This is a genomic window from Erwinia sp. AC075 (assembly GCF_979253995.1).
Map to the genome: position 1 here is coordinate 756,527 of NZ_CEEDEU010000001.1, position 22,164 is coordinate 778,690.

The 22,164-nt window shown below is 53.2% G+C and carries 29 protein-coding genes; 9 read left to right on the forward strand and 20 right to left on the reverse strand.

All coding sequences use genetic code 11. The features are described 5' to 3' along the window. The first annotated feature begins 61 nt into the window (after positions 1-61). Positions 62-241, forward strand: a complete 180-nt coding sequence (locus AC0IXH_RS03530) for a YodC family protein (RefSeq protein WP_013202693.1) — start codon at positions 62-64, stop codon at positions 239-241. A 74-nt stretch (positions 242-315) separates the two neighbouring features. On the opposite strand, the gene AC0IXH_RS03535 is transcribed toward AC0IXH_RS03530, so the two are convergent. From AC0IXH_RS03535 to yodD, 3 genes are all read right to left on the reverse strand, one after another. After that, a complete protein-coding gene (locus tag AC0IXH_RS03535) occupies positions 316-1,536 on the reverse strand; it encodes a glycosyltransferase family protein (RefSeq protein WP_013202692.1) in 1,221 nt (406 codons plus the stop codon). A 42-nt stretch (positions 1,537-1,578) separates the two neighbouring features. Beyond that, positions 1,579-2,382 (reverse strand): mannosyl-3-phosphoglycerate phosphatase-related protein, encoded by an 804-nt coding sequence (locus AC0IXH_RS03540; protein WP_206400607.1) that lies wholly within the window; start codon positions 2,380-2,382, stop codon positions 1,579-1,581. Between the two features lie 366 nt (positions 2,383-2,748). Further along, positions 2,749-2,982: a YodD family peroxide/acid resistance protein gene (yodD, locus tag AC0IXH_RS03545; protein ID WP_053142415.1), complete on the reverse strand. Its 234-nt coding sequence runs from the start codon at positions 2,980-2,982 to the stop codon at positions 2,749-2,751. A gap of 330 nt (positions 2,983-3,312) precedes the next feature. On the opposite strand from yodD, the gene AC0IXH_RS03550 reads away from it, so the two are divergent. Together AC0IXH_RS03550 and dsrB are read left to right on the forward strand one after the other, a co-directional pair. After that, positions 3,313-3,471 (forward strand): YqaE/Pmp3 family membrane protein, encoded by a 159-nt coding sequence (locus AC0IXH_RS03550; protein ID WP_013202689.1) that lies wholly within the window; start codon positions 3,313-3,315, stop codon positions 3,469-3,471. A gap of 65 nt (positions 3,472-3,536) precedes the next feature. Continuing rightward, entirely contained in the window at positions 3,537-3,731 is a 195-nt protein-coding gene (gene dsrB, locus AC0IXH_RS03555; protein WP_013202688.1) for a protein DsrB, read from the forward strand. A 91-nt stretch (positions 3,732-3,822) separates the two neighbouring features. On the opposite strand, the gene AC0IXH_RS03560 is transcribed toward dsrB, so the two are convergent. The 15 genes from AC0IXH_RS03560 to fliF form a co-directional block, all read right to left on the reverse strand. Further along, the gene (locus AC0IXH_RS03560) at positions 3,823-5,526 is read right to left on the reverse strand and encodes a methyl-accepting chemotaxis protein (RefSeq protein WP_471719980.1); all 1,704 of its coding nucleotides are present in this window, start codon (positions 5,524-5,526) and stop codon (positions 3,823-3,825) included. 168 nt (positions 5,527-5,694) lie between these two features. Next, on the reverse strand, positions 5,695-6,330 hold the full coding sequence (gene rcsA, locus AC0IXH_RS03565) for a transcriptional regulator RcsA (RefSeq protein ID WP_013202686.1): 636 nt from the start codon (positions 6,328-6,330) through the stop codon (positions 5,695-5,697). 652 nt (positions 6,331-6,982) lie between these two features. Beyond that, the gene (gene fliR, locus AC0IXH_RS03570; RefSeq protein WP_013202685.1) at positions 6,983-7,768 is read right to left on the reverse strand and encodes a flagellar biosynthetic protein FliR; all 786 of its coding nucleotides are present in this window, start codon (positions 7,766-7,768) and stop codon (positions 6,983-6,985) included. Next, a complete protein-coding gene (gene fliQ / locus AC0IXH_RS03575; protein ID WP_013202684.1) occupies positions 7,768-8,037 on the reverse strand; it encodes a flagellar biosynthesis protein FliQ in 270 nt (89 codons plus the stop codon). Before fliQ ends, fliR begins: the two co-directional genes overlap by 1 nt. An 81-nt stretch (positions 8,038-8,118) precedes the next feature. Next, complete coding sequence (gene fliP, locus AC0IXH_RS03580) at positions 8,119-8,853, reverse strand: flagellar type III secretion system pore protein FliP (protein WP_013202683.1); 735 nt, start codon at positions 8,851-8,853, stop codon at positions 8,119-8,121. Then, entirely contained in the window at positions 8,853-9,248 is a 396-nt protein-coding gene (gene fliO, locus AC0IXH_RS03585) for a flagellar biosynthetic protein FliO (RefSeq protein WP_013202682.1), read from the reverse strand. The genes fliP and fliO overlap by 1 nt, the downstream gene beginning before the upstream one ends. Beyond that, complete coding sequence (gene fliN, locus AC0IXH_RS03590; RefSeq protein ID WP_013202681.1) at positions 9,249-9,650, reverse strand: flagellar motor switch protein FliN; 402 nt, start codon at positions 9,648-9,650, stop codon at positions 9,249-9,251. Then, positions 9,643-10,650 (reverse strand): flagellar motor switch protein FliM, encoded by a 1,008-nt coding sequence (fliM, locus tag AC0IXH_RS03595; protein ID WP_013202680.1) that lies wholly within the window; start codon positions 10,648-10,650, stop codon positions 9,643-9,645. The genes fliN and fliM overlap by 8 nt, the downstream gene beginning before the upstream one ends. A 5-nt stretch (positions 10,651-10,655) precedes the next feature. Beyond that, positions 10,656-11,135 carry a flagellar basal body-associated protein FliL gene (gene fliL / locus AC0IXH_RS03600; protein WP_013202679.1) on the reverse strand — a complete coding sequence of 160 codons (480 nt, stop codon included), beginning with the start codon at positions 11,133-11,135 and terminating at the stop codon, positions 10,656-10,658. A 150-nt stretch (positions 11,136-11,285) separates the two neighbouring features. Continuing rightward, on the reverse strand, positions 11,286-12,593 hold the full coding sequence (locus AC0IXH_RS03605) for a flagellar hook-length control protein FliK (protein WP_346594279.1): 1,308 nt from the start codon (positions 12,591-12,593) through the stop codon (positions 11,286-11,288). Beyond that, entirely contained in the window at positions 12,590-13,036 is a 447-nt protein-coding gene (gene fliJ, locus AC0IXH_RS03610) for a flagellar export protein FliJ (protein ID WP_013202677.1), read from the reverse strand. The genes AC0IXH_RS03605 and fliJ overlap by 4 nt, the downstream gene beginning before the upstream one ends. Before the next feature lie 42 nt (positions 13,037-13,078). After that, positions 13,079-14,437, reverse strand: coding sequence for a flagellar protein export ATPase FliI (gene fliI / locus AC0IXH_RS03615; protein WP_013202676.1), 1,359 nt, complete (start codon positions 14,435-14,437; stop codon positions 13,079-13,081). Continuing rightward, complete coding sequence (gene fliH, locus AC0IXH_RS03620) at positions 14,437-15,126, reverse strand: flagellar assembly protein FliH (RefSeq protein ID WP_013202675.1); 690 nt, start codon at positions 15,124-15,126, stop codon at positions 14,437-14,439. Before fliH ends, fliI begins: the two co-directional genes overlap by 1 nt. Then, positions 15,119-16,111 carry a flagellar motor switch protein FliG gene (gene fliG / locus AC0IXH_RS03625; RefSeq protein WP_013202674.1) on the reverse strand — a complete coding sequence of 331 codons (993 nt, stop codon included), beginning with the start codon at positions 16,109-16,111 and terminating at the stop codon, positions 15,119-15,121. Before fliG ends, fliH begins: the two co-directional genes overlap by 8 nt. Then, positions 16,108-17,838, reverse strand: coding sequence for a flagellar basal-body MS-ring/collar protein FliF (gene fliF, locus AC0IXH_RS03630; protein WP_013202673.1), 1,731 nt, complete (start codon positions 17,836-17,838; stop codon positions 16,108-16,110). Before fliF ends, fliG begins: the two co-directional genes overlap by 4 nt. Positions 17,839-18,076: 238 nt before the next feature. Between fliF and fliE the strand changes: the two genes are divergently transcribed. Both fliE and ymcF read left to right on the forward strand, forming a co-directional pair. Continuing rightward, positions 18,077-18,388, forward strand: coding sequence for a flagellar hook-basal body complex protein FliE (fliE, locus tag AC0IXH_RS03635; protein ID WP_013202671.1), 312 nt, complete (start codon positions 18,077-18,079; stop codon positions 18,386-18,388). A gap of 158 nt (positions 18,389-18,546) precedes the next feature. Then, positions 18,547-18,708 (forward strand): cold shock small protein YmcF, encoded by a 162-nt coding sequence (ymcF, locus tag AC0IXH_RS03640; RefSeq protein WP_422570432.1) that lies wholly within the window; start codon positions 18,547-18,549, stop codon positions 18,706-18,708. Positions 18,709-18,931: 223 nt separating this feature from the next. Here the strand turns inward: ymcF and AC0IXH_RS03645 are convergent, their stop codons facing one another. Then, positions 18,932-19,111, reverse strand: coding sequence for a hypothetical protein (locus tag AC0IXH_RS03645; RefSeq protein ID WP_471719981.1), 180 nt, complete (start codon positions 19,109-19,111; stop codon positions 18,932-18,934). Between the two features lie 391 nt (positions 19,112-19,502). Beyond that, a complete protein-coding gene (locus AC0IXH_RS03650) occupies positions 19,503-20,222 on the reverse strand; it encodes a LexA family transcriptional regulator (RefSeq protein WP_258166991.1) in 720 nt (239 codons plus the stop codon). Between the two features lie 199 nt (positions 20,223-20,421). Between AC0IXH_RS03650 and AC0IXH_RS03655 the strand changes: the two genes are divergently transcribed. From AC0IXH_RS03655 to AC0IXH_RS03670, 4 genes are all read left to right on the forward strand, one after another. Further along, entirely contained in the window at positions 20,422-20,787 is a 366-nt protein-coding gene (locus tag AC0IXH_RS03655; RefSeq protein WP_013202668.1) for an antiterminator Q family protein, read from the forward strand. A gap of 152 nt (positions 20,788-20,939) precedes the next feature. Further along, complete coding sequence (locus AC0IXH_RS03660) at positions 20,940-21,407, forward strand: glycoside hydrolase family protein (protein WP_013202667.1); 468 nt, start codon at positions 20,940-20,942, stop codon at positions 21,405-21,407. Continuing rightward, the gene (locus tag AC0IXH_RS03665; RefSeq protein ID WP_013202666.1) at positions 21,404-21,748 is read left to right on the forward strand and encodes a DUF7940 domain-containing protein; all 345 of its coding nucleotides are present in this window, start codon (positions 21,404-21,406) and stop codon (positions 21,746-21,748) included. The genes AC0IXH_RS03660 and AC0IXH_RS03665 overlap by 4 nt, the downstream gene beginning before the upstream one ends. After that, complete coding sequence (locus AC0IXH_RS03670; protein WP_013202665.1) at positions 21,745-22,041, forward strand: hypothetical protein; 297 nt, start codon at positions 21,745-21,747, stop codon at positions 22,039-22,041. The genes AC0IXH_RS03665 and AC0IXH_RS03670 overlap by 4 nt, the downstream gene beginning before the upstream one ends. Positions 22,042-22,164 lie beyond the last annotated feature (123 nt).

The window sequence follows — 22,164 nt, forward strand, 5'->3', positions numbered from 1 at the left end:
ACTGGCCCGCCTGCTATACCTGAAGTTCCCGGTGTCAGGTCTGCAAACATGAGGGTCAGTTATGATCATGGTCAGTCAGGAAGTGCAGCTTAAAAGTGGTGGTCCGGCGATGGTGGTGACAGGCTATGCCAGTGGCATGGTTGAGTGTCGCTGGTATGACGGTCACAGCGTTCGTCGCGAAGCCTTCAGGGAGGAAGAACTCTCACCTTTGCTCACGGGCGAGAGCCAACTTGCCAGCTAGCACCAAAAAGCAGGACGAAGTCGCTCTCGTCCTGCTTTTTCTTTCCTGAATTGCACTGCCGTCAGGCGCGATAATTACACGTTGCCGGCGTTATCCTCTTCTACCGCGTCATAAATCCGATGCAGAATATCCGGGAACGCTGACTGAACCCGACTCCAGCTCGGGATAAAAGGCTTCTCGTTTGGCCGTTCAATAAACGACTGACCAGCATCCAGAATCGACTGGGTAAACATCTCAACCGCCGCTTCCTCGGCATGCTGATCGAACTTCAGCCCGTTCATCGTCGCTTCGTGGTTATAGACTTCCATCATATCCAGCGCATTGCGGTAATAGGTCGCTTTCAGCACGCGGAACGAGTCGCTGGTGATGTTCACGCCCATCGTCGCCATCTTACGCAGCAGCGACTGCACAATGTCATTGCTCATCCTGCGCAAGCCACCGGTGCCATCCTCTTCCGATAATGGCTGATGCTTGTGGTCATAATTATCGGCAATCTCGACCTGACAACTCTGTCGGGTGGTGTAGTTGCGGTAAATTTCTGACAGCACGCCGATTTCCAGTCCCCAGTCGCCAGGGATCTTGATGCCGTTGAGCACGTGCGTGCGCATGGCGAATTCACCGGAGAGCGGATAACGGAAGCTGGAGAGGTAATCCAGATACTCAGAATGGCCATACACTTTTTGCAGTGAGCGCAGCAGCGGACCAACCAGCAGACGGCCCACGCGGCCATTCAGCTTGTTATCCGCCACGCGGGCATAGAAACCTTTGCAGAACTCATACTGGAACGAGGGATTGGCCAGCGGATAGAGCAGACGTGCCAGCATGCCGCGCTCGTAGGTGACAATGTCGCAGTCATGCAGCGCAACGCAGGAGGACTTGTCTGAGGCCAGCGTGTAGCCGGTACAGAACCAGACGTTGCGTCCTTTACCCGGCTGTGACGGCGACAGGCCTTCTTTATCCAGTTCCGCATCCAGCGCTTTCAGACGCGGTCCATCGTTCCACAAAATACGGTGCCGTTGTGGCAACCGCGAGAAGAACTCACGGGCAAACAGAAACTGCTCACGGTCAGCCTTGTCGAGGCCAATCACAATCTCTTCGAGATAGGGGACTTTCGCCAGCTCGTCAACGATGTTGCTTAACGCCGGTCCTTCCAGTTCAGAGAATAAAGAAGGCAGGATTAACGCCATTTTGCGCTTTTTGGAGAAACGCACCAAATCCTTCTCAAGTTCCTCAACCGGCCGGCCGGTGAGGTTATGGAAGTTGGTAATTACGCCGTTCTGGAAAAAATCACTCATCGCATTCCCCTTAATGGCGGGTTATCGGCAGCAGGCCGATCCTCACCCCTGGTTTAAAAAGTGCGTAAGACCTTCACTCCAGCCTTCAGGGCCGAAATACGCACTGTGGAAAACGTGCTCGTTATCTTCACGCTGCAGCGTGACGGGTGTTTTACTGTAACCCTTAATAATGACGGCAAAATCGACTTTATCCAGCATCGGCGCATCATTGGGACCGTCGCCTAAGCCCACCGTCAGCCAGTGTTGGCCGGATGGATTCGGGTAGTGGCTGAGCAAAAAGTCCAGCGCCGCGCCTTTTCCCGCACCCTGATTGGTGACACTCCAGAAACGTCCTCCCTGCAACAGGCCCAGCTGCTCGGCGGCCAGCGCCTGCTTAAAGGCCGTGAACTGTTGTTCGGTGTCCCGCCAGATCAGGCTTTCCGATCCTTCACGCATGCGCGCCAGCGAGGCGTTATGCAGCGTCAACCCGGTCCAGTCAGCCACTTCCTGTTCGGTCACATCGGCAAAACCGGTGAACTTGAAGTGATAGTGGTCGCGCAGCGCGTGCAGGGTCTGGCAAATCTCGGTGTAACCCTTCTGTGTCGGTTGAGCCAGGGCGTCCTTAAACCCTTCCCAATGGATGATGGCGCCATTTTCCGCAATATAGGGTGCGCCGGTAAGACCCAGCTGGCGCTGAAGCGGCAGGATTTCGGCGGCGGTTTTACTGGAACAAATGACTACCGGGATCTGCTGCTCATTAAGGCGATCCAGCCAGGGCTGAGCAGGCTGCCAACTGTAGGTATGATGATCGAGCAGGGAGCCATCTAAATCCGTCACAATCATCAGGGGATCATTCAGCGTGGGCATAAGCCATCCTCCTCGTTCACAACGATAAAAATGCAGGATAATCAGAGAGTATAACTCCGGCTGGAGACTCCGAAGGCTGAAGCGCAGAAATACTGTCCGTTAAGGCCGGAGAAGTGATGAGAATTATCCTAAAAAATAGCGGGGGTTGTACAAGGGCAAAATAAAATGAGAATGCCGTCTCAACACGCGGCAGCATTGGGTTGACCGATTTACGCCATGTACAATTTTCACAATCCTGTACAACTTTGGCGAAACTTGGGACTTGTCTTAGTAGAGAAGTCAGGTACTCTGCTGCAGTCAGAGAATTTCCTCTGTAACGAATTTCAAATGAATTTTTCATTCCCGGCCAGATGGCCGGGATTTTTTTTATCTGTTCACTTCCGAAACCGTAAAATCGCGGATATCGAGTTCGAAGGCGTCGGCCAGTTCGGTGTACGAACGGTACTCCCGACCATCCACCCTGACTTTGTGCGCGCGGTCATTATCCATAAACTCTTTGACCTCACCGCTGGAACGATCCTGGATCGCTTCCAGTAACGCCTCAACGTCAATATTGACTTCACGCTGAACGTTGTCGCTGTACTCTTTTGCAATAGTCATCATGGAGTTCCTCAGCCGATCGTATCAACTGAGTATAGATGGCGGGAAGGAAAGGGGAGGCGGGAAACAGGCAAAAAAAAGCCCGCGCTGCGCGGGCAAAAATCCTTGTTACTTTTAGGTTGACTGCGCCTTTGGGGATGGTGCAGTGGGGAGAGTGTATGCAATCTCCCTGTCAGAAGTCCCACCGCGAAACGTTAAGAAAGTGAAAAGAGGCGTTGCGCCAGACATTACGTTGTTTTACACGCTGCCACCGGGCGGCATTATGCATAACGGCTATACTTATCAGTCGATTAGACAATAATAAGTTTCAATCCACGCTATGGAGGCGACATGGACCTTTTACGTATCATTATTGCGATTATTTTACCGCCAGTTGGGGTGTTCATGCAGGTCGGTTTCGGCGGCGCGTTCTGGCTGAATATTCTGCTAACGCTTTGCGGCTATATCCCGGGAATTATCCACGCGGTGTGGGTAATTGCACGTCGTTAAATGACTCCACTGCCAGAGGCGTTAATTTCGGTTAAACTTAGCGCATCTATCAAGGGAGGAACGCAATGAAAGTGAACGATCGGGTCACGGTCAAAACCGACGGAGGCCCACGCCGACCGGGCAAAGTGCTGGCTGTAGAAGATTTCAGTGAGGGAACGATGTTTCTGGTTGCGCTGGAAGACTATCCGCTGGGGATTTGGTTCTTCAATGAGATTGGCCACAGCGATGGCATCTTTGTGGAGCCACATCCGGAAGCCTGACGGCTGGAACGGTGTTGCGATCCTGCTGCCTCTGACCCGGCAGCGCGTCATTGAAGTGAAGGGGCGAACTGAAAAGTTCGCCCCTTTTCGATCAGAAGGTTTCCCAGTTGTCGCTGTTCGCCAGCGCAGGGCGGCCGGTGGCCAGCGCGGCTTTAGGCTGAACCGCCTGCACCGGCTGTGCTACGCGGCGTGGCGTGCTGTCACTCAGATGGAAGGCGGCAACGGCCTGGGTCAGGCGTGAAGCCTGTTCTTCCAGAGAAGAGGCGGCCGCAGAAGCTTCCTCAACCAGCGAGGCGTTCTGCTGCGTCACGTTATCCATTTCGGTCACCGCCAGGCTGACCTGCTGGATACCGCGACTCTGTTCATCAGAGGCGGCGGCAATCTCGGCCATAATGTCGGTAACACGGCGCACCGCACCGACAATGTCGGTCATGGTGTCGCCGGCATGGCTGACCTGCGAAGACCCTTTGCCAATCAACTCCACCGATTCAGAAATCAATCCTTCAATCTCTTTCGCCGCGCCCGCACTGCGTTGGGCCAGGTTACGCACTTCGCTGGCGACCACGGCAAAACCGCGACCCTGTTCTCCCGCCCTGGCGGCTTCGACCGCCGCATTCAGCGCCAGAATATTGGTCTGGAAGGCGATACTGTTGATCACCGTGGTAATTTCGGCAATTTTCTTGGAGCTGGTGGAGATATTGTTCATGGTGCTGATCACACCGGAGACAATTTCGCCGCCCTGACTGGCTTTACCTGAGGCATCGGCGGCCAGCTGGCTGGCATGATGCGCGTTCTCGGCATTCTGTTTCACCGTGGCGGTCAGCTGTTCCATACTGGCTGCGGTCTGTTCCAGCGCGGCGGCCTGCTGTTCGGTGCGCGAGGAGAGGTCGGTGTTCCCGGCGGAGATTTCGCTGGAACCCTGATAAATCGCCACCGCACCTTCACGGACGGTGCCGACGGTTTTCACCAGCGACTGCTGCATATTTTGCAGATTGCTGCCCAGCGTGCCGATTTCACTTCTTCCCCAATTTTGCAGCGGCGCGGTTAAATCGCCACGGGAAATATGTTCAATTCGCTCAACCGCCTGACGCAGTGGCGTGATCACCACACGACGCAGGAAGATAAAGGTCGCCAGGGTGAGTAACAGCGCGGCAGCAAACGCGGCGGCCATCATAATAAAGCCCAGCCGGGTTTGTGATTCGGCCTGTTTATTAATGGCGTCGGCGCGTTGAGTACGAATGGCAATGGCTTTTAATAATACGGCGTTATACGCATCATCAAACTTACGGGTGTAATCCGTTTCCTGCGCAATCACCCCTTCGAAACTGCCGTCTTTGGCGCTTTTCACCATCGGCAACAGGCCCTGAGTGACATAGGCATCGAATTTGGTTTTCAGCTCGCCATCCAGCGCCATATCTTCCGGGGTTTTCACCCGACGATTCAGGTAAGCATTAAAGCTTTCCGTCGCTTGCTGAATACGCTTTTCGGTTTGCTTAACATTATCGTTAAAGGCATCCATCTCGCCGATTCGGGCGGAGGCACCGGCATGGATGATATTCAGGCGGGCGGTACGTAAATGGTTAGAACTGTTCGAAATCGCCATTCGGACCTGAATTTCTTCCGTGACGTCCTTCAGTGACTGATTACTCTGGATAAGAAAATAGCTGGCCAGCGCAATACACAGGGCAAACAACAGCAGGATGCCACCCAGGATCGCGGAAAATAAAGGTACCAGTCGCAGATGTTGCCAGAAACTGATCCCGTTTTGTTCGGCATTGAGGTGTGATGATTTCATGTCCTTTTGCTCTCTGTAAGGGGTAAGCGAAGCGGGGAGCTTCGGTCTGTCTACAGAACATCGGCAACAGGCGGAAAAGGCTTAGCGGGGAAATGAGATCTGGTTAACACTTTGCTCAAAAAAAGAAAAAGCCGGCAAACGCCGGCATTTTTACTGTGCAGGATGTGATTATCTCACATTAACATAAATGCCACTGGTGACATTGTCCGTCAAACGGACCACATGATAAATAACTTGTTTGTTGTGTGTTTTAATTTTGCGTTTAATATTTCCTTTATGGGAGGAAACCGTCTTGGCCTTAATTTGCATTTTATCCGATATTTGAATTGTATCGTGGCCAGACATCCACATTTTAAGCATATTTGATTCTGTTTGGCTCAGCGTCAGTGGATGCACGTCGAAACCTGCGGAATACCGCGGGGAAACATTGAGTTTCTTTTGAAAATAAGACAGCAATAAATTATCCAGAGTGGCCGGCTTAATCGATTTTGATGTAATAATCAGGTTCTTACGAACGTAGAGATATTCCTCAAAATGGATGTTAGATATGGCCATGAAGATAAAGAACAGCGTGTCAGGATGCTGCATAATAATATTTCTTATGCGCTGACTGGCATCTGCTTCATGAATGAAACAATCTTCGTTAATAAAAACCACGCCTGGCTGATACTGTTGGCATTTTGCTTGTAATTGATCAATGTCAGTGACGGAAGTAATGTTTTTCTTTTTAACACCCTTCACAGTCATATAATCGGTAAGCCCTAGCCGTGTATAGCTGCATGAATCCATTATAATTGTTGGCATTGTAGCGACCCTCACCAAATTGTTATCCGTTTAAATCAACGATGAATTACGCGTTTGTGTAGTTACAAGAGTAAATTGTTCTTATGACGATCTTATTATTTACCCGGCAGTAAATCTGTGTGAGCGAGCGCCCACTGGTCAGATCTGTCCATGCCCGAGGTAATATTTAGGTTTAGTCAGCAGATAAAACCAGTCTTTCGACGCTGAAAATCCACGTTCAGAATGAGTGACTGGCAAATTTTCTTAGCACAGCATGCAGCATGTTTTTTGTGAGCCACGCCACTATCGCGCAAAACACAGAAAAGTCTGATAGGACGATTCCTAAAAAACATTCGTCATGCGAATGTGTGACGCTGTGTGGTGTGTTGACAATGCCGCAAAATGCGGTTTGACACAAGATAAACCACCAAAAATAAAATTTCCAGTAAAAACAGGCAGTTGTTTGTTTTATGAACATTAACGTTCCCGTAACAATCTACCCGTTTCGAAAATCAAAATACGCTAACTGGGATTTAATAAGAATAATTTTCATTGTCCGAATTAACTTATCAGAATTTCCTTAATGAAATTCTGATAATTTTGGTTCGAAAAATGCACAAACACATTTCACATACTTAACAGTAGCGACATTATGATCTATGGATACATTAATTTATCTGGCGGGCATCTCGCTAAGTACACTGGCGAGTAAATCAAACACTTCACTGAACAAATGCTCACAGAATGGGGCGAGGAGGGGCATCATCAGGCTAATGAAGATGATCCCTATAGATAAGGTGACCGGGAAGCCAATAGCGAAAACCGACAGTTGAGGTGCAACACGGTTTAACAAACCCAGTGCCAGGTTAAGGGTGAGGAGCAGAGTTATCAACGGTAGCGCTAATCGCAGACCGTTAAGGAAAATTAGACTGGCCGCTTTGGTCAGGGCAAGGAAAGCATTGCCGTTGATCGGATCGCCGCCGATCGGCAAGGTGTGAAAACTGTCGGCAACCATCGAGATCAGCCAGAGATGTCCGTTGAAGGACAAAAACAGCAGCATGGCCAGCATATCGAGAAATCGTGCCAATACCGGCATGTTCAAACGGCTGGCCGGATCGAAGAAGGTGGCAAAGGACAGTCCCATTTGCAAACCAATTACTTCTCCCGCCGTCCGCACCGCAGCGAAGGCGAATTGCATCGTAAAACCTATCGCCACACCAATCAGAATTTGCTGAATCAACAGCCAGAATCCGCCAACTGAGAACAGCGTCACGTTTGTCGGCGGTAAAGAAGGCAGCAGAACGTAAGTGATCATCACGCCGAGGCCGATTTTCACTTTCTTACTGATGGATTTCTCGCTCAGCAGTGGCGCGGTCATGATCAACGCCAGTACACGCGCCAGCGGCCAGAAGAGTTGGCTGATCCAGAACACCAGCTGACTGCTGTCGATGTTAATCATTAACCGATCATATACGGGAGGTTAGTGAACAGGGTACGCATATAGTCGAGTACCAGATTCAGCATCCACGGCCCGGCGATCACCATAGTGGCGACAACCGCGAGGATTTTCGGGATAAAAGAGAGGGTCTGTTCGTTGATCTGGGTCGCCGCCTGCAGCAGGCTGATAATCAGACCGCTGACCAACGCGGCCAGCAGCAGTGGGGCAGCAACTGCCAGGGCAACCTGCATTGCATCGTGCCCGATAACCATAACCGATTCAGGTGTCATAGAGACTCCGGAGAAATAAAAGGGAAGTGCATTTTTCGGGGCGAAGTGGCTCCGCCCTCAATTTTTTTGGCAAATAAACGGTTAACTGTAAAAACTTTGCGCCAGCGAGCTGACCAGCAGCGACCAGCCGTCAACTAATACAAACAGCATCAGCTTAAAGGGCAGTGAGATAGTGGCCGGTGGCACCATCATCATCCCCAGCGCCATCAGTACGCTGGCAACCACCAGGTCGATAATCAAAAACGGGATAAACACGGTAAAACCAATCTGGAAAGCCGTTTTCAATTCGCTGGTGACATAGGCGGGTAACAGAATACGCATCGGCACGGCTTCCGGTCCCTGCAATGGCGGGGAGTTTGAAAGACGGGCAAACAGCGCAAGGTCGGCTTCACGGGTCTGGCGCAGCATAAACTCACGCAGCGGCTGTGCCCCTTTATCAATCGCATCCTGCATGCTGATCTTGTCCTGACTGAACGGCAGATAAGCATCCTGGTAAATTTTGTCGAACACCGGACCCATAATAAAGAAGGTCAGGAACAGCGCCAGACCGAGCAGCACCTGGTTTGGCGGTGCGGACGGCGTGCCCAGTGCGTTACGCAGAAGGCCAAACACGATAATGATGCGGGTGAAGCTGGTCATCATCAGCAGGATGGCGGGCAGGAAGGTCAGCGAGGTGATGAATACCAGCGTCTGTACCGGTAAGGACCAGCTCTGGCCGCCGTTGGCGGTTGGGTGGCTCATCAGGCCAGGCAGCTGCGCGTGCACATCAGGCGCGATCAGTAAAAACAGCGCCAGCAGAGGAAGAAAGCGTTTCATTATGGCTTACCGGGGCGTTTGAGTAAGGACTGTAACACCTGACGGAAGTCTGCCGTCGCAGCCGGAGGCTCCGGATTTTCCTGCTGCGGTTTAGGCGGCAGGGTATGTAAATGGGTAATCTGTTGACCGGTCACACCCAGCACCAAACGGGCATCTTCCACATCGACAATCACCACGCGTTCGCGCTGGCCAACCTGGCAACTGGCGCTGACGGTCAGGCTGCTTTGCCCGCGAATGCCGCGTTTCGGCGTAAAGCCAAAGCGTTTTGCTATCCAGGCACAGGCCAGGATCAGCAGGATAATCACCGCCAGCACGCTGCTGACCTGCGTCAGCATCGAACCGGTGGACACAGCAGGCTGACCTGCTGGTATTGGCTGGAGTGAACCGGTCTTCATTTAGCGGCTCAGACGACGCATACGTTCGGTCGGGGTGATGATGTCGGTGATACGCACGCCGTATTTATCGGCCACCACCACCACTTCACCCTGCGCAATCAGATAGCCGTTGATCAGGATATCCAGCGGCTCGCCCGCCAGGCCTTCCAGTGAGACCACGGAACCCTGAGTCAGACGCAGCAGCTCTTTAATGGTCATTTTGGTGCGGCCCAGCTCCACGGTCAGTTTGACCGGGATGTCCATAATCAGATCGATATCCTGCAGCGAACCGGTGATATCGTTGCTCTCCAGAGATTTAAACACCCCTTCAGAAGACGGCGTGCTGGCTTGCTCATTCATCGCGTCAGCCCACAGGTCGTCCGCGGAGATGTCGTCTTCGGACGGCTTATTCGTATCACTCATCGGGCTGTTCCTCGTTCATCGAATTCAAAATCGGGTTAATCAGATGTTCCACACGCAGCGCGTACTGCCCGTTAAGGGTGCCGTACTGGCTGGTTAACACCGGCACGCCGTCGACATGGGCGATGATGCGGTCCGGCTTTTCAATCGGTAAAACGTCACCTGGCTTCAGCGCCAGCAGACGGGAAATGCGCATCGACACTTCACCAAAGTTGGCAATCAGCTCCAGTTCGGAGTGCTGAACCTGCTTCACCAGCGTGTCGCGCCAGTTCTGGTCTTCCTGGCGGGAGTTCTCCAGCGGTGGATTGACCAGCGTTTCACGCAGTGGCTCAATCATGCTGAACGGGATACAGATGTTGAACTCACCGACCAGGTTACCAATCTCGACCTGGAACGGCGTGGTGATCACGATATCGTTCGGCGAGGTGGTGATGTTGGTGAACTTCACCTGCATTTCTGAGCGCACATACTCTACGTCCAGCGGATAAATCGGCTTCCACGCTTCGCTGTAGCCTTCAAGGGCCAGTTTCAGCATGCGGCGGATCACCCGCTGTTCGGTCGCGGTAAACTCGCGGCCTTCCACTTTTGTCGGGAAACGACCGTCACCGCCAAACAGGTTATCCACGGCGATAAACACCAGGCTTGGCGAGAACACCACCAACGCCGTACCGCGCAGCGGCTTCAGGTGGATCAAGTTCAGGTTGGTCGGCACCGGCAGGTTACGGGCAAACTCATGGTAAGGCTGAATTTTAATCGCCCCTACCGTGATGTCCGGGCTGCGGCGCAGCAGGTTAAACAACGCCATGCGATAAGAGCGGGCAAAACGTTCGTTGATGATCTCCAGCGCCTGCAGACGTTCGCGAACCATGCGACGCTGGGTATTAGGATCATACGGACGAATATCGTTATCGCCCTTGCTGGTGGTGGTTTCTTCTGCCGCACTGTCGCTGTCGCCATTGAGCAGTGCGTCGATTTCCGCTTGTGAGAGAATGCTGTCGCCCATAATGTCTACCTCAGGATAAAGGCAGTGAACAGAACATCGTTCACAACCTGCTGAGGTTCACCTTGTACCAGCGGTGGTGCCAGTACAGCTTTGATTTGTTTCATCAGTTCCTGTTTGCCCTGCTCGCTGCTTAACGCGGAAGCGTCCTGGCGGGAGAGCAACAGAAGCAGACGGCTGCGAACTTCCGGCAGATAGTCGTTAATGCGACGACGGGTGTCTTCGTCAGGCAGACGTAGCGTAAAGCCAACATACAGCACCCGATCGGGATCGTTGTCTGGATTGATTAAGTTAACGGTGAAGGTGTCCAGCGCATAGAAGACCGGTGCGACAGGCACGGCAGGTTTTTCAGCCTTCGCACTGTCAGCAGGGGACTTCATCATGTGCCAGACCATATAGCCCGCCACGCTGCAAGCAACCACTGTTACGAGCAGTAACAGGGGTATCAGGAGCTTACGTTTGCCGCTTTTGGCTTTCTTATCAGTCATATGAGCTATAACTTCCTGTGATTATCTTCGAGGTGCGGTGCCACTTAATCCGCTATCCCACGGTGTTATGGGCAGATTATGGCGCGTCTTGCGCTAAACAATAGGCAGATAAGACGCGCGTTTTGCCACTAGCTTATGCGTTTGTCACCGTCAGGCGAAAATATCAACAGCGTTGGAACCGGCTGCACGCGCCTGTAATGAGGCTGGAACGGCAATCGCGGTGACATCACTGTCGTTTTCTGCTGCAAGACTAAATGTGTTACCACGTGAGTTATTACGCTGCGGATCCTGCTGGTTGCCAGAGCTCTGACCCTGCTGGAACGCATCGCTGCTAACGTTACTCTGGCCGAGGTTGATGCCGTTTTCTGCCAGTGCGGTACGCAGCTGCGGAATAGCCGCTTCCAACGCCGCACGAACCTGGCTGTGGCCCGACACCATATTCAACTGCGCCTGGTCGTTATCCAGCTTCAGACTGATCTGAATGCTGCCCAAATCCTGTGGATGCAAATGCAGTTCAGCCGTTTGCTGACCGTTTTTGCTGAACATCAGGATCTGCTGACCTAACGCCTGCTGCCACTCCTGGCTGCCAAGCTGTGAACTTAGCTGCGCGCTGGCCGGCGCCGTCACCAGTGAAGTGGTGACCGGCGTGGTCAGTGAAGAAGCCGCACTGATAACATTATTGGTTATCGTCGACGCGGGGGCAGAACTTGAATTTTCTTTATCTGTCTCTTTGCCCGCGTGGCCCATGGCCTGCTGGAAAGCGGTATTCAGCACGCTGGTATCCACCGTGGCTTTCTGAGACGCGCCGGCAGTGGATGCGGTGGTGGTGGCCGTATCGGCCTTGCCGCTGACGTTGCCTTTATCACTCTCTTCCGTGGTGTCCGCGCCGAGCAGCGAAGCGAGGGTCGACTGCTTCGCGCCCTTAATGCTTTGTTCGTCAGACAGCGATTCGGTGCCTTTGGCCTGTGTCGTCACCGGCTGGGCGGTGGTGGGTGGCAGCATGGCGAACAGCGCCTGCAGCGTTTGCATATCGCTCTGATTCAGCGTTGGCGCGGCGGCCTGACTTTCGTCCGTGGTTTTATCGTCGGTCTTGATGTCTTTGCCGGTTTTCTCTGGCTGCAGCAGGGCACTCAGGGTTTCCGGCTTGTCCAGCGCCGCCAGCAGGGCATTCAGCCTGGCTTTGGAAGACTGGCCCGCGTCGGCGGTTTCACCGGCAGCCGCGGTGGTGGCTGCGGCGGCAGTGGCCTGGCCTTTTTCGCTCTGTTGCGCCAGGGTCAGCAGCTTGTTTCCCAGCAGGGTCAAAAAGCCTTTAGAAGTGCCTTCACCCGCAGCGGACTCTTCGCCTGCTGCGGCGGTGGTGGTATCGGTCCCCACGTCTGCTGACGCTGACGCAGAGGCGGAATGACTGGACGTCGTGGTTTTGGTCCCGGAAGTAACAACAAGTGGCAAAGTGATCATTCGCCTTTCCTCAATGATGCCCGTTGGGCAAATTCATCCATCCGTTTCTGATCGAGACGGTTTTCCTGTAATAATTCGTTGGCCTGCGCACGCGCATGCAGCGTTTCGTAGGCATGGAGCCGCTGCTGCTTATCGCGCCAGAAGGTCAGGGCGTTTTCCACCCGACTGCTCCAGTGCAGGAGCTGCTGACGATGCTGTTCGATGGCTTTTTCCAGCGTTTCGATAAACTGGTGGTAGTTGTACCAGCGGGTGCTGGCAATGCCTTCCGCCATGGTGTTGTTCAGCGTTTTACGGTATTCGTCCTGGTAGTTCAGCAGCATGGATAACTGTTCGTCGGCCTGCTTGTGTGCGCGCCGGACGTCACCCAACTGGATGGCCGCCTTCTCAAGATCTTTCTGTGCCAGACCGCACAGGGTTTCGATGGGTGATGCTTGTTTTGCCATGCTTCCTCCGCCAGGGTCGGACTTCTCCGCTCGGGCCGCCCGTTAGCCAAAGATTGCCTGTAGGTGCAAACAGGCATCGTCAAATGTGCTGCGCTCAAACATGCCCTGTTGCAGGAAGGTTTCCAGCTCCGGGTAGAGTTTGATTGCTTTATCCAGTGTCGGATCGCTGCCTGCGGCGTAAGCGCCGACGCTGACCAGATCACGGTTACGCTGATAGCTCGACAGTAACTGTTTGAACTGGCGAACCCGCGCGTAGTGCGGCTCATCAATCAGGTGCGCCATCACGCGGCTGATTGAGGCTTCGATATCAATTGCCGGATAGTGACCGGACTCCGCCAGACGGCGGGACAGTACAATGTGTCCGTCCAGAATGGCGCGGGCGGAGTCCGCAATCGGATCCTGCTGATCGTCGCCTTCGGTGAGAACGGTATAGAAAGCGGTAATCGAGCCGCCGCCATCAATGCCGTTACCGGCACGTTCAACCAGCGCCGGCAGCTTGGCGAAAACCGATGGCGGATAGCCTTTGGTTGCCGGCGGCTCGCCAATCGCCAGCGCGATTTCACGCTGTGCCATCGCGTAACGGGTCAGTGAATCCATAATCAGCAGCACGTGCTGGCCACGGTCACGGAAATCTTCGGCGATACGGGTAGCATAAGATGCGCCCTGCATACGCAGCAGGGGGGAAACGTCAGCCGGCGCCGCAATCACTACCGCACGCGCACGGCCTTCGGTGCCGAGAATATTTTCGATAAAGTCTTTTACTTCGCGACCACGTTCGCCGATCAGGCCAACCACAATCACGTCCGCTTTGGTGTAGCGGGCCATCATGCCCAGCAGCACGCTTTTACCGACGCCCGAGCCGGCAAACAGGCCCATACGCTGTCCACGTCCGACCGTCAGCAGGGCGTTGATGGCGCGCACGCCGGTATCCAGTACGTCGGTTATCGGCGTTCTCTGCAACGGGTTGAATGGTGGGGTGATTAACGGTGCGCGATAACCGGTTTCCGGTGCCGGCAAACCATCCAGCGGACGACCGCTGCCATCCAGCACGCGGCCCAATAATTCCGGGCCGAGCATCAGCTGCTTGCCGCTGTGCTTATCGCCAGACAGACGGGCGTAAACGCGTGCGCCGGGTAAGATGCCTTCCACTTCTTCCAGTGGCATCAGGAACAGCCGCTGGCCATTGAAGCCAACCACTTCGGCCTCAACTTCCGCCACGCCATTATTATCCGCGCGTTCAATCACGCAGGTGGCGCCGAGCGGCAGCTGCAAGCCGGTCGCCTCCAGCACCAGGCCGGTCGCACGGGTTAACCGTCCGTAGCGACGCACTTCGGGTAACTGGTTCAAACGTTGTTCGAACGATTCCATGGCGCCAAGCCAGCGTGAAAGGCGAGTGGTCATTACAGTTCTCCCGGTGCTGCAAGGCGGCAAAGTTCATGCCAGCGGGTGGCGAGGCTGGCATCCAGATCGCCATCTTCAGCGCTGACTTTGCAGCCGCCAGGATGGATCGTGCTGTCAGCCATCAGACGCCAGCCGTGCAGGCTGAGCGTGGCACCCAGCGTTTGTTCTACGCGCTGTAAATCGTCCGGATGAACACGTAGCGTCGGTTTGCCGCTTAACATCGGTTCCTGCTGGATCATGCCCTGAATCTGACGAAGCAGGGCGGTGCCATCGACGTGCGGCGCCTGACCGATGACCTGACGCGCGGCTTCCAGCGCCAGCTGCATCAGTCGGGCGGCAATCACGCTGTCCAGCGCTTCCAGCGTATGGTTGAATTCTGATACCAGTTGCTGCATACGCGCCTGAAGCGGCGCCTGCTGCTGCTGTGCTTCCGCCAGACCCTGCTGGAAACCGGCGTCGTATCCCGCTTTCTGGCCTTCGGCAAAGCCTTTCTGCTGACCTTCGGCATAGCCCAGACCCTGGGCTTCACTGCGCACCTGGGTCTGGAGCTGCTCCAGCTCAAACTGCTGCCGGTTGAAGGGTTCTTCCGGCTGCTCTTCCTCGACGATTTCTTCGATCTTGGGCTTGTTCAACTGCCCGAGATCGTTGGGCTGCCAGCGCTGCCACGGTAAGGAAGATTTATCAGACATACTGTTCCTCGCCACCACCAATCACCATCTCGCCACTTTCTGCCAGACGACGAACGATAAGCAGGATGGCTTTCTGTTCGCTTTCCACCGCAGACATACGCATCGGGCCACGGTTGGACAGGTCGTCGCGCAGGATATCTGCCGCACGCGAGGACATGTTTTTCAGGAACTTCTCGCGCAACGGCTGCTCGGAACCTTTCAGAGCCACCAGCAGAGATTCGGATTCCACTTCCTGCAACAGGCGCTGGATGCTGCGATCGTCGACCTGGATAAGGTTTTCGAACAGGAACATCTCGTCGATAATTTTCTGTGCCAGCTCGCCGTCGAACTCGCGAACCGCTTCGATAACCGCTTCTTCCTGCTGGGTCTTCATCAGGTTGATGATTTCCGCCGCCGTTCTCACGCCGCCCATCTTCGCGCGCTTGAGGTTCTGGCCATCGAGCAGGCCGTTCAGCACTTCGGTCAGTTCTGCCAACGCCGCCGGCTGCACGCCGCCGAAGGTGGCAATACGCAGCATCACATCGTGGCGCAGACGTTCGTCGAACTGGGCAACAATATCCGCCGCCTGAGCACGTTTGAGGTGCACAAGGATGGTGGCGATAATCTGCGGGTGTTCGTCGCGGATAAGATCGGCCGCCGCTTGTGGCTCCATAAAGTTGAGTGTGTCCATGCCGCTGGTGGTTTCCCGCGTTTCGAGAATATCTTCCAGCAGGGTGGCGGCCTTCTCCTCGCCCAGCGCTTTAACCAGCACCGTACGCAGATAATCATTCGAGTTGACGCTCAGTGCCGCAAACTGCTCGGCATCGATTTCGAACTCGCGCAGCACATCGGTCAGCTGCTTGTGGGACACCTGACGCATATTAGAAATGGCAGAACTCAGGTGTTGGACTTCGCGGCTGTCGAGGTGTTTGAACACCTCTGCAGCGCGGTCTTCACCAATCGTCATCATCAGGATGGCGCTTTTTTCAGTACCGGTGAGACTCATAGCTCGTCCTTCATCCACTGGCGAATAACCAGAGCCACCACACGCGGGTCATTTTCTGACATATCGCGAATACGCTGGCTCATGACCTCAGCACTCATGCGGTGCTGAGATTTACGTTCCTGATCCTGCTCGTCTTTCGACAGGCTGACGGCAACGGCATCGTCACCAGATTCTTCCCGAGCCTGCTTAGCAACGGCCGCGGCTTCAACAGCAGCCTTCTCCAGCTCTGCCTTGCGGCGCAGCTGTGGGCGAACCAGCTTGCGGTAAAGGATCCAGGCAACAATCAGTACCAGTAACCAGCGTCCCAGTTCCATCATCTGGTCGATGAAGGCCGGCTGTTTCCAGAACGGTACGTCATCACTGGTGTCTTCGGTTACGGTGAACGGTGAGTTAACCACGTTCAGACTGTCTCCGCGTTTGTCCGAATAGCCCATCGCCTCACGGGTCAGGTTTTCAATCTGTTTCAACTGTGCATCGGTCAGCGCAATTGGCTTACCGGCTGCATCAGCTTTGTAGTTCACCACCACCGCGACCGACAGGCGCTGGACTTCACCGACGTTCATCTTGGTGTGAAGGATGGTGCGGTCCACTTCATAGTTGGTGGTGTTGTCGGTGCGGGTATTCGACGGACCGGCCTTGGCGGTGCTGGCGCTGGAACCCTGATTCGCCGCTGCCGCGTTGCCGTTCTGTCCATTCTGACCGTTTTGGCCGTTCTGGTTGTTTGCCGCAGGCGTGGTCACCGGTGCGGTATTCGCCGGAGCAGGCTGGTTGGAAAGGGCACCCGGAACGCCGCCAGGATACTGTCCGCCAATCTGTTCGCTGTCGCTGGTCTGGCGAGAGCGGACAGCCTGAGTAGACGGGTCGCTGTTTGGCTGATATTTCTCGTCGGTCTGCTCACGGGCATTAAAGTCGATCTGCGCAGTCACCTGAGCATGAACGTTGCCGGTTCCGACAATAGGATTAAGGATGGCTTCGATGCGAGACTGGAAGCGGTTTTCAACATCGGTGGCGTATTTCAGCTGAGCATCGTTCAGATCGCGGCCAGCATTATCTGATTGGGTCAGCAGGTGACCGGCCTGGTCAACAACGGTCACATTGCCCGGTGGCAGTCCGGCGACGCTGCTGGAAACCATATGCACGATGGCACTGATTTGCCCCTGATCGAGCGCACGACCCGGTTGCAGCGTTAAGGTGACGGAAGCGGTTGGGGATTTCTGCTCGCGGACAAACAGGGACGGTTTTGGCATCGCGAGGTGGACACGAACATTTTTAACCGGGCCCAGCGTTTCGATGGTCCGCGCGAGTTCACCTTCCAGCGCGCGCTGATAGTTAACCTGCTCGCTGAACTGGCTGATGCCGAATTTTTCCTGATCCAACAGCTCAAAGCCCACGGCTCCGCCTTTCGGCAGACCCTGTTGGGCTAAACGCAGGCGCAGCTCATGCACTTTTTCAGCCGGCACCATTAATGCACCGCCTTTATCATCAAACTGATAAGGGATGTTCATTTGGGTGAGCTGAGTAATGATTGCTCCGCCGTCTTCATCACTGAGATTGTTGTACAGCACACGGTACTCAGGCTGTTTAGCCCAGAGCGCCATGGCGATAACGATGGCGATCACCGCCGCCGCCGCAATGATGATTGGGATGCGAGGATTAGCGCGTAAACGAGTAAAAAGATCGTTCAGACCTTTCTTCTCGGGTTGATCCTGCGTGACAGTTGCATTCATGACTCTTTCCTGGCTGACAGTTGACCGGACTGTTTCGTGTAGTGTCGTAACAAAACTGACTCCCTGATGCGCTGGCGAAAAATTTTCACTTCTAATGGCTGCCATTATTTTCTGAATCAGGAAATTCGATGGCTGGATAAGCCGTGTTTTATGCGCTTATTTAGCGGCTTTGTCTTATTGACATTGTGTTAAGTTTTCACCCATCAAAAAAATCACCGTCAACTTAGCAAGGTAAAACATGTCAATTCAGGGTATCGAAAGTGTTATGCAGCAGCTGCAAACCGCAGCGATTCAGGCCAGCGGCAAGAGTACCGATGCCTCCAGCCATGCGGATTTTGCCGGTGAGCTGAAAGCCGCATTGAACAAAATCAGCGACACGCAGAATGAAGCCCGCACGCAAGCGCAGGACTTCGAGCTGGGTAAGCCAGGCATCAACCTGAACGATGTGATGGTGGATATGCAGAAGTCGTCGGTGTCGATGCAGATGGGGATTCAGGTGCGTAACAAGCTGGTGAGCGCGTACACCGACATTATGAATATGCAGGTTTAGTGGGTGTAAGAGACGTGACGGCACAAAAAAGCCCGCATGGCGGCGGGCATGTGCTCAGGTCTTGTTGCATTAATGTTACTTTTAAGACTAATACCCCCCAGATAATTCGGACAGAAGCATCGGGGAGTGATATTGTAATTTCTTGTTGTTCACAGTTTATGAAGGTTACTATTCCTATTATCAGATTCAAATGCCCGTCATGTCATGGATGTCAGTTCCGTTTATCTCCCCATAACATCACGCCAAAAAATCCCCACGGTGCTAACTGTATTTTCTGCAAAGCCGGAATGCAGGCCAGCGCTCAGACACTTACTCACTAACACGCTCCGACCGTAAAAACTCTTGATTGCCGCGAATGAAAATCGGGTGAGTCACTAACCCAGCACTTCAGCGCTGCAATCAGGGTGTAAAACTGCTCATATCCCTCTCTTACCCCGACAATCAATCTTCTATTTAAGAAATCAATCGCTTACCCCGACAATCAATTTTCTATTTCAGAAATCAGTCGCTCACCTCAAATCACTCTTTTATCTCAACAATCACTCATGTATCCCTGATCGATTTCACCACGCGTTGGCTGCACCCATTCAGCGCTTCAGCAATCTTACTGGCCAACCGACGATCGCGCTGTCGCCGCGCCAGGGCTTCTGCACGGCGGGCTTTGTAACGACTTTTGCTGGTGCCATATTGCTGGCACGCTTTCCAGATGATCGTGGTCATCATAACCTCCTGATTTTTACGGCTGGCTGGTATTCATTCAGGGAAAATATGACCATTAAATCAGTTAACAGCATAAATATATCCCCCCCTAAAAACGATAGCCATAGTTATTATTAATATCAATGGTTATGATGAAAATAACTGTACTTATAGATTTACGTCATTGAATTTAAACGCAAAAATGTTTTTTTATCGCTTTTTTTACGCTTTATTCTGGCGATGTTATAGAAAGCTTTACTAATCTATTCAGTTGAATCAATGCGTCAAAACCCCTGTGCAGGTTAACTGTCACAGAGGGGGGAATTTGCGAGGAGTAACTGATGATATCTGTACTGCACAGAGTATCCGGAGGGCGATACAAGGAAACCATTCTGCAAGGGCAGGATGTCAGTACTTACCGTCTTAAATCACGGATCAGGAAGATTGCAACACCCGTCAGTTCTGACTCGTCAGAGAGCTCTACAGCGGGCAATCTGGGATCATCTACGGTCAAAAAACCATTAGAGGGGCCCTCAAGATAACGGTATACGGAGAGGCGGGAATTGACCTTTGCAATCACCAAATCTCCAGATTCTGCTGGTACTTCAGTGTCGATGATGACGATGCTGCCGGCGGTGGCTTCTGAGCAACCGCTGTTGCGGTCAAGAATATAGGCTCGCCAGCTCTTCTTCGCCTTTGCGCCATTAGGGGCTGAGACCACTTCTCCTGTTTTTCCATCTGGCCCCCAAACGGAAATAGTAGTACCACTCTTTACTTTGTCAATGGCGCTAATGGCGGAGGCGCCACGCATCTCTCCTTCGCCGTTAGCCAGCCACTGTACGTTCACGTCGAGGGCGCGGGCAATGTCGACCAGTTTGCGGGAGCCTTCTGCTTCCCCTTTGGTCAGACGCCAGATTGTAGGCTGCGATACGCCGGAGGCTTTAGCTAAAGCACCCTGGGTAATTCCCATCATGGACATAGCCATGTTCAGTCGGTAAGCGAGTGTATTCGGTTTCATATACCAGAATTTATAGCGAAGGCTATTTTTCGTCAAACACGCTTTGCTATTGACGAAGCTAATAGCTATTGCTATTAATTTATCATAAGCAATAGCAAGGAGGATATTCAGCGCCACGGAATGCTATCGGATTTACCGCTCTTTCACAATCTGGCCGCCCAGCCTAATCGCTGGCAACGCATCCGACGTCTTCGTATGACGCAGATTTATCCCGATATTTGGGTCAGATCTGCCGACTTGAACTTAGCAGGTGTTTACGAAAAGTGCCGAATAGATCGGCTCGTTACCTGCCTGAATGCTGATTTAAGGAGTCATTATGCGAGACATCAAGCTATTACTGGAAAGCTGGGGCGGCTGGGCGGCCACCGATCGCAATGGTATCGGTTACTCTTCTGTTGCGGCCGGTTTCCGTGGTCTGATTACCTCCTCACCGGTTCCCCGTCCTGTCTGCAGTGACAACGACGGCATTCTGCTCGACAGCTGCATCAGCCGTCTGAAAAAAAATCATCCTGATGAACATGCGCTGCTGGTTGCTCACTATCTGTTCAGAGTTTCACTTCGCTCCATTGCCCGCCGACGCCGTTGCGCCGACGGCACCATTCGCAAGCAACTCCAGACCGCAGAAGGTTTTGTCGAAGGGGTGTTATCCGCACTGGATATAACGCTTGAATGTGAAAATTAATTTATTTTCAGAAAAAGTGGTTGCGTACGCAATTACCGATCCATGATGTTAAAAAGGCAATTTAATCTTCACCCTTGAAGCACTTTCAATACCGGGGAATTCACTTTACATGAATTCAGGCTGGTGCCTGTTTTCGCATGAGGAGGTGGGGAATGAGTAAGATAATACAGATATTAACCTATGAAGAAGGATATAAGGATCGGCCTTACATCGACACTGAAGGTTATCCAACCGTTGCCTGTGGGATCGTTATCGGTCCCAAAGACGCTTCGCTGGTTAATTATCAATTTACCGTGCCAAAAACGGTGGGCGATATTTGGATGCAAAAAATGCTGGATGACAAAATTCAGCTGATGAATACGCGTCCTTCTATTGTCGCTGCATTGAAGCAATGTAATCCAGCGCGTGCCGATGTGCTGTACAGCATGGCCTATCAGCTGGGTGTTGATGGTCTGGCAGCCTTCAAAAATACGCTGGTGATGATCTCAAACGGTCATTTCGATGGCGCGGCGGAAGGCATGCTCAGCAGCTTGTGGGCACGGCAAACGCCGCAGCGGGCAAAACGACTGGCGCAGGTGATGCGCAGCGGTACGTATGATGCTTATCAGGGGGTTATATGAAATTCATTCTGTTTTTACTGATTGTGCTGGCGGTGATTTTCCTGGTCTGGTGGGTAAGCAAGCACGGCAAAATCGAGCTGGTCTCCCATACCAAACTGCTGTTTAAGACCTGGTCGGTCTGGCTGGCGTCAGCCGGTTCCGCCATCGGCGCCTGGGCCCAGTCATTCCCGGATTCCGCGATGAATGCCTGGACCGCATTACCGGAAGATGTGAAGACCTTTATGCCGCAGCATTATCTCGGATTTGTCGCCTCTTTTATGGTCGCGATGGCGGTTATCGCCCAGTTTGTTCGGCAGAAAACCTTAGCCATACAGCGCCAGGCAACGGAGGGTAAAGCATGAGCACACTTCTTGCGCTTTTTACCGGCAGCTGGCATGGGCTGGCTGCAATCGGGGTGGTGTTTGCCGCGTTAATCGCCAGCTGGTTTGGCGGCAAAAAAATCGGCAAGGTGCAGCAAAAAGCCACCTCTGACGTCACGGCGGCAAAGCAGGAAGCCGATCGCGTGGCTATCGTCGCCAATAAACAGGCTATGGATATTAAGGAGGTTAAAAATGTTCAGGACAGTAATAACGTGCTTACTGATGACGCTGCTCGTAACAAGCTGCGCGACTCAACATGGAACAACCCACAATAGTCCTCAGCTTATTCAGGACTCCTCCTGTACGTTATTTTCACCCATCCGTACTTACGGTAAGGACTGGCAGGTCATCGATATCAGGACGGTGAAGGAAATTAACGTCCACAACGATACCTGGAA

What these genes read in the sequence shown, in the direction of transcription:
- AC0IXH_RS03530 (WP_013202693.1), top strand. Translation starts at nt 62, where the DNA reads ATGATCATGGTCAGTCAGGAAGTGCAGCTTAAAAGTGGTGGTCCGGCG.
- AC0IXH_RS03535 (WP_013202692.1), bottom strand. Translation starts at nt 1,536, where the DNA reads ATGAGTGATTTTTTCCAGAACGGCGTAATTACCAACTTCCATAACCTC.
- AC0IXH_RS03540 (WP_206400607.1), bottom strand. Translation starts at nt 2,382, where the DNA reads ATGCCCACGCTGAATGATCCCCTGATGATTGTGACGGATTTAGATGGC.
- yodD (WP_053142415.1), bottom strand. Translation starts at nt 2,982, where the DNA reads ATGACTATTGCAAAAGAGTACAGCGACAACGTTCAGCGTGAAGTCAAT.
- AC0IXH_RS03550 (WP_013202689.1), top strand. Translation starts at nt 3,313, where the DNA reads ATGGACCTTTTACGTATCATTATTGCGATTATTTTACCGCCAGTTGGG.
- dsrB (WP_013202688.1), top strand. Translation starts at nt 3,537, where the DNA reads ATGAAAGTGAACGATCGGGTCACGGTCAAAACCGACGGAGGCCCACGC.
- AC0IXH_RS03560 (WP_471719980.1), bottom strand. Translation starts at nt 5,526, where the DNA reads ATGAAATCATCACACCTCAATGCCGAACAAAACGGGATCAGTTTCTGG.
- rcsA (WP_013202686.1), bottom strand. Translation starts at nt 6,330, where the DNA reads ATGCCAACAATTATAATGGATTCATGCAGCTATACACGGCTAGGGCTT.
- fliR (WP_013202685.1), bottom strand. Translation starts at nt 7,768, where the DNA reads ATGATTAACATCGACAGCAGTCAGCTGGTGTTCTGGATCAGCCAACTC.
- fliQ (WP_013202684.1), bottom strand. Translation starts at nt 8,037, where the DNA reads ATGACACCTGAATCGGTTATGGTTATCGGGCACGATGCAATGCAGGTT.
- fliP (WP_013202683.1), bottom strand. Translation starts at nt 8,853, where the DNA reads ATGAAACGCTTTCTTCCTCTGCTGGCGCTGTTTTTACTGATCGCGCCT.
- fliO (WP_013202682.1), bottom strand. Translation starts at nt 9,248, where the DNA reads ATGAAGACCGGTTCACTCCAGCCAATACCAGCAGGTCAGCCTGCTGTG.
- fliN (WP_013202681.1), bottom strand. Translation starts at nt 9,650, where the DNA reads ATGAGTGATACGAATAAGCCGTCCGAAGACGACATCTCCGCGGACGAC.
- fliM (WP_013202680.1), bottom strand. Translation starts at nt 10,650, where the DNA reads ATGGGCGACAGCATTCTCTCACAAGCGGAAATCGACGCACTGCTCAAT.
- fliL (WP_013202679.1), bottom strand. Translation starts at nt 11,135, where the DNA reads ATGACTGATAAGAAAGCCAAAAGCGGCAAACGTAAGCTCCTGATACCC.
- AC0IXH_RS03605 (WP_346594279.1), bottom strand. Translation starts at nt 12,593, where the DNA reads ATGATCACTTTGCCACTTGTTGTTACTTCCGGGACCAAAACCACGACG.
- fliJ (WP_013202677.1), bottom strand. Translation starts at nt 13,036, where the DNA reads ATGGCAAAACAAGCATCACCCATCGAAACCCTGTGCGGTCTGGCACAG.
- fliI (WP_013202676.1), bottom strand. Translation starts at nt 14,437, where the DNA reads ATGACCACTCGCCTTTCACGCTGGCTTGGCGCCATGGAATCGTTCGAA.
- fliH (WP_013202675.1), bottom strand. Translation starts at nt 15,126, where the DNA reads ATGTCTGATAAATCTTCCTTACCGTGGCAGCGCTGGCAGCCCAACGAT.
- fliG (WP_013202674.1), bottom strand. Translation starts at nt 16,111, where the DNA reads ATGAGTCTCACCGGTACTGAAAAAAGCGCCATCCTGATGATGACGATT.
- fliF (WP_013202673.1), bottom strand. Translation starts at nt 17,838, where the DNA reads ATGAATGCAACTGTCACGCAGGATCAACCCGAGAAGAAAGGTCTGAAC.
- fliE (WP_013202671.1), top strand. Translation starts at nt 18,077, where the DNA reads ATGTCAATTCAGGGTATCGAAAGTGTTATGCAGCAGCTGCAAACCGCA.
- ymcF (WP_422570432.1), top strand. Translation starts at nt 18,547, where the DNA reads ATGAAGGTTACTATTCCTATTATCAGATTCAAATGCCCGTCATGTCAT.
- AC0IXH_RS03645 (WP_471719981.1), bottom strand. Translation starts at nt 19,111, where the DNA reads ATGATGACCACGATCATCTGGAAAGCGTGCCAGCAATATGGCACCAGC.
- AC0IXH_RS03655 (WP_013202668.1), top strand. Translation starts at nt 20,422, where the DNA reads ATGCGAGACATCAAGCTATTACTGGAAAGCTGGGGCGGCTGGGCGGCC.
- AC0IXH_RS03660 (WP_013202667.1), top strand. Translation starts at nt 20,940, where the DNA reads ATGAGTAAGATAATACAGATATTAACCTATGAAGAAGGATATAAGGAT.
- AC0IXH_RS03665 (WP_013202666.1), top strand. Translation starts at nt 21,404, where the DNA reads ATGAAATTCATTCTGTTTTTACTGATTGTGCTGGCGGTGATTTTCCTG.
- AC0IXH_RS03670 (WP_013202665.1), top strand. Translation starts at nt 21,745, where the DNA reads ATGAGCACACTTCTTGCGCTTTTTACCGGCAGCTGGCATGGGCTGGCT.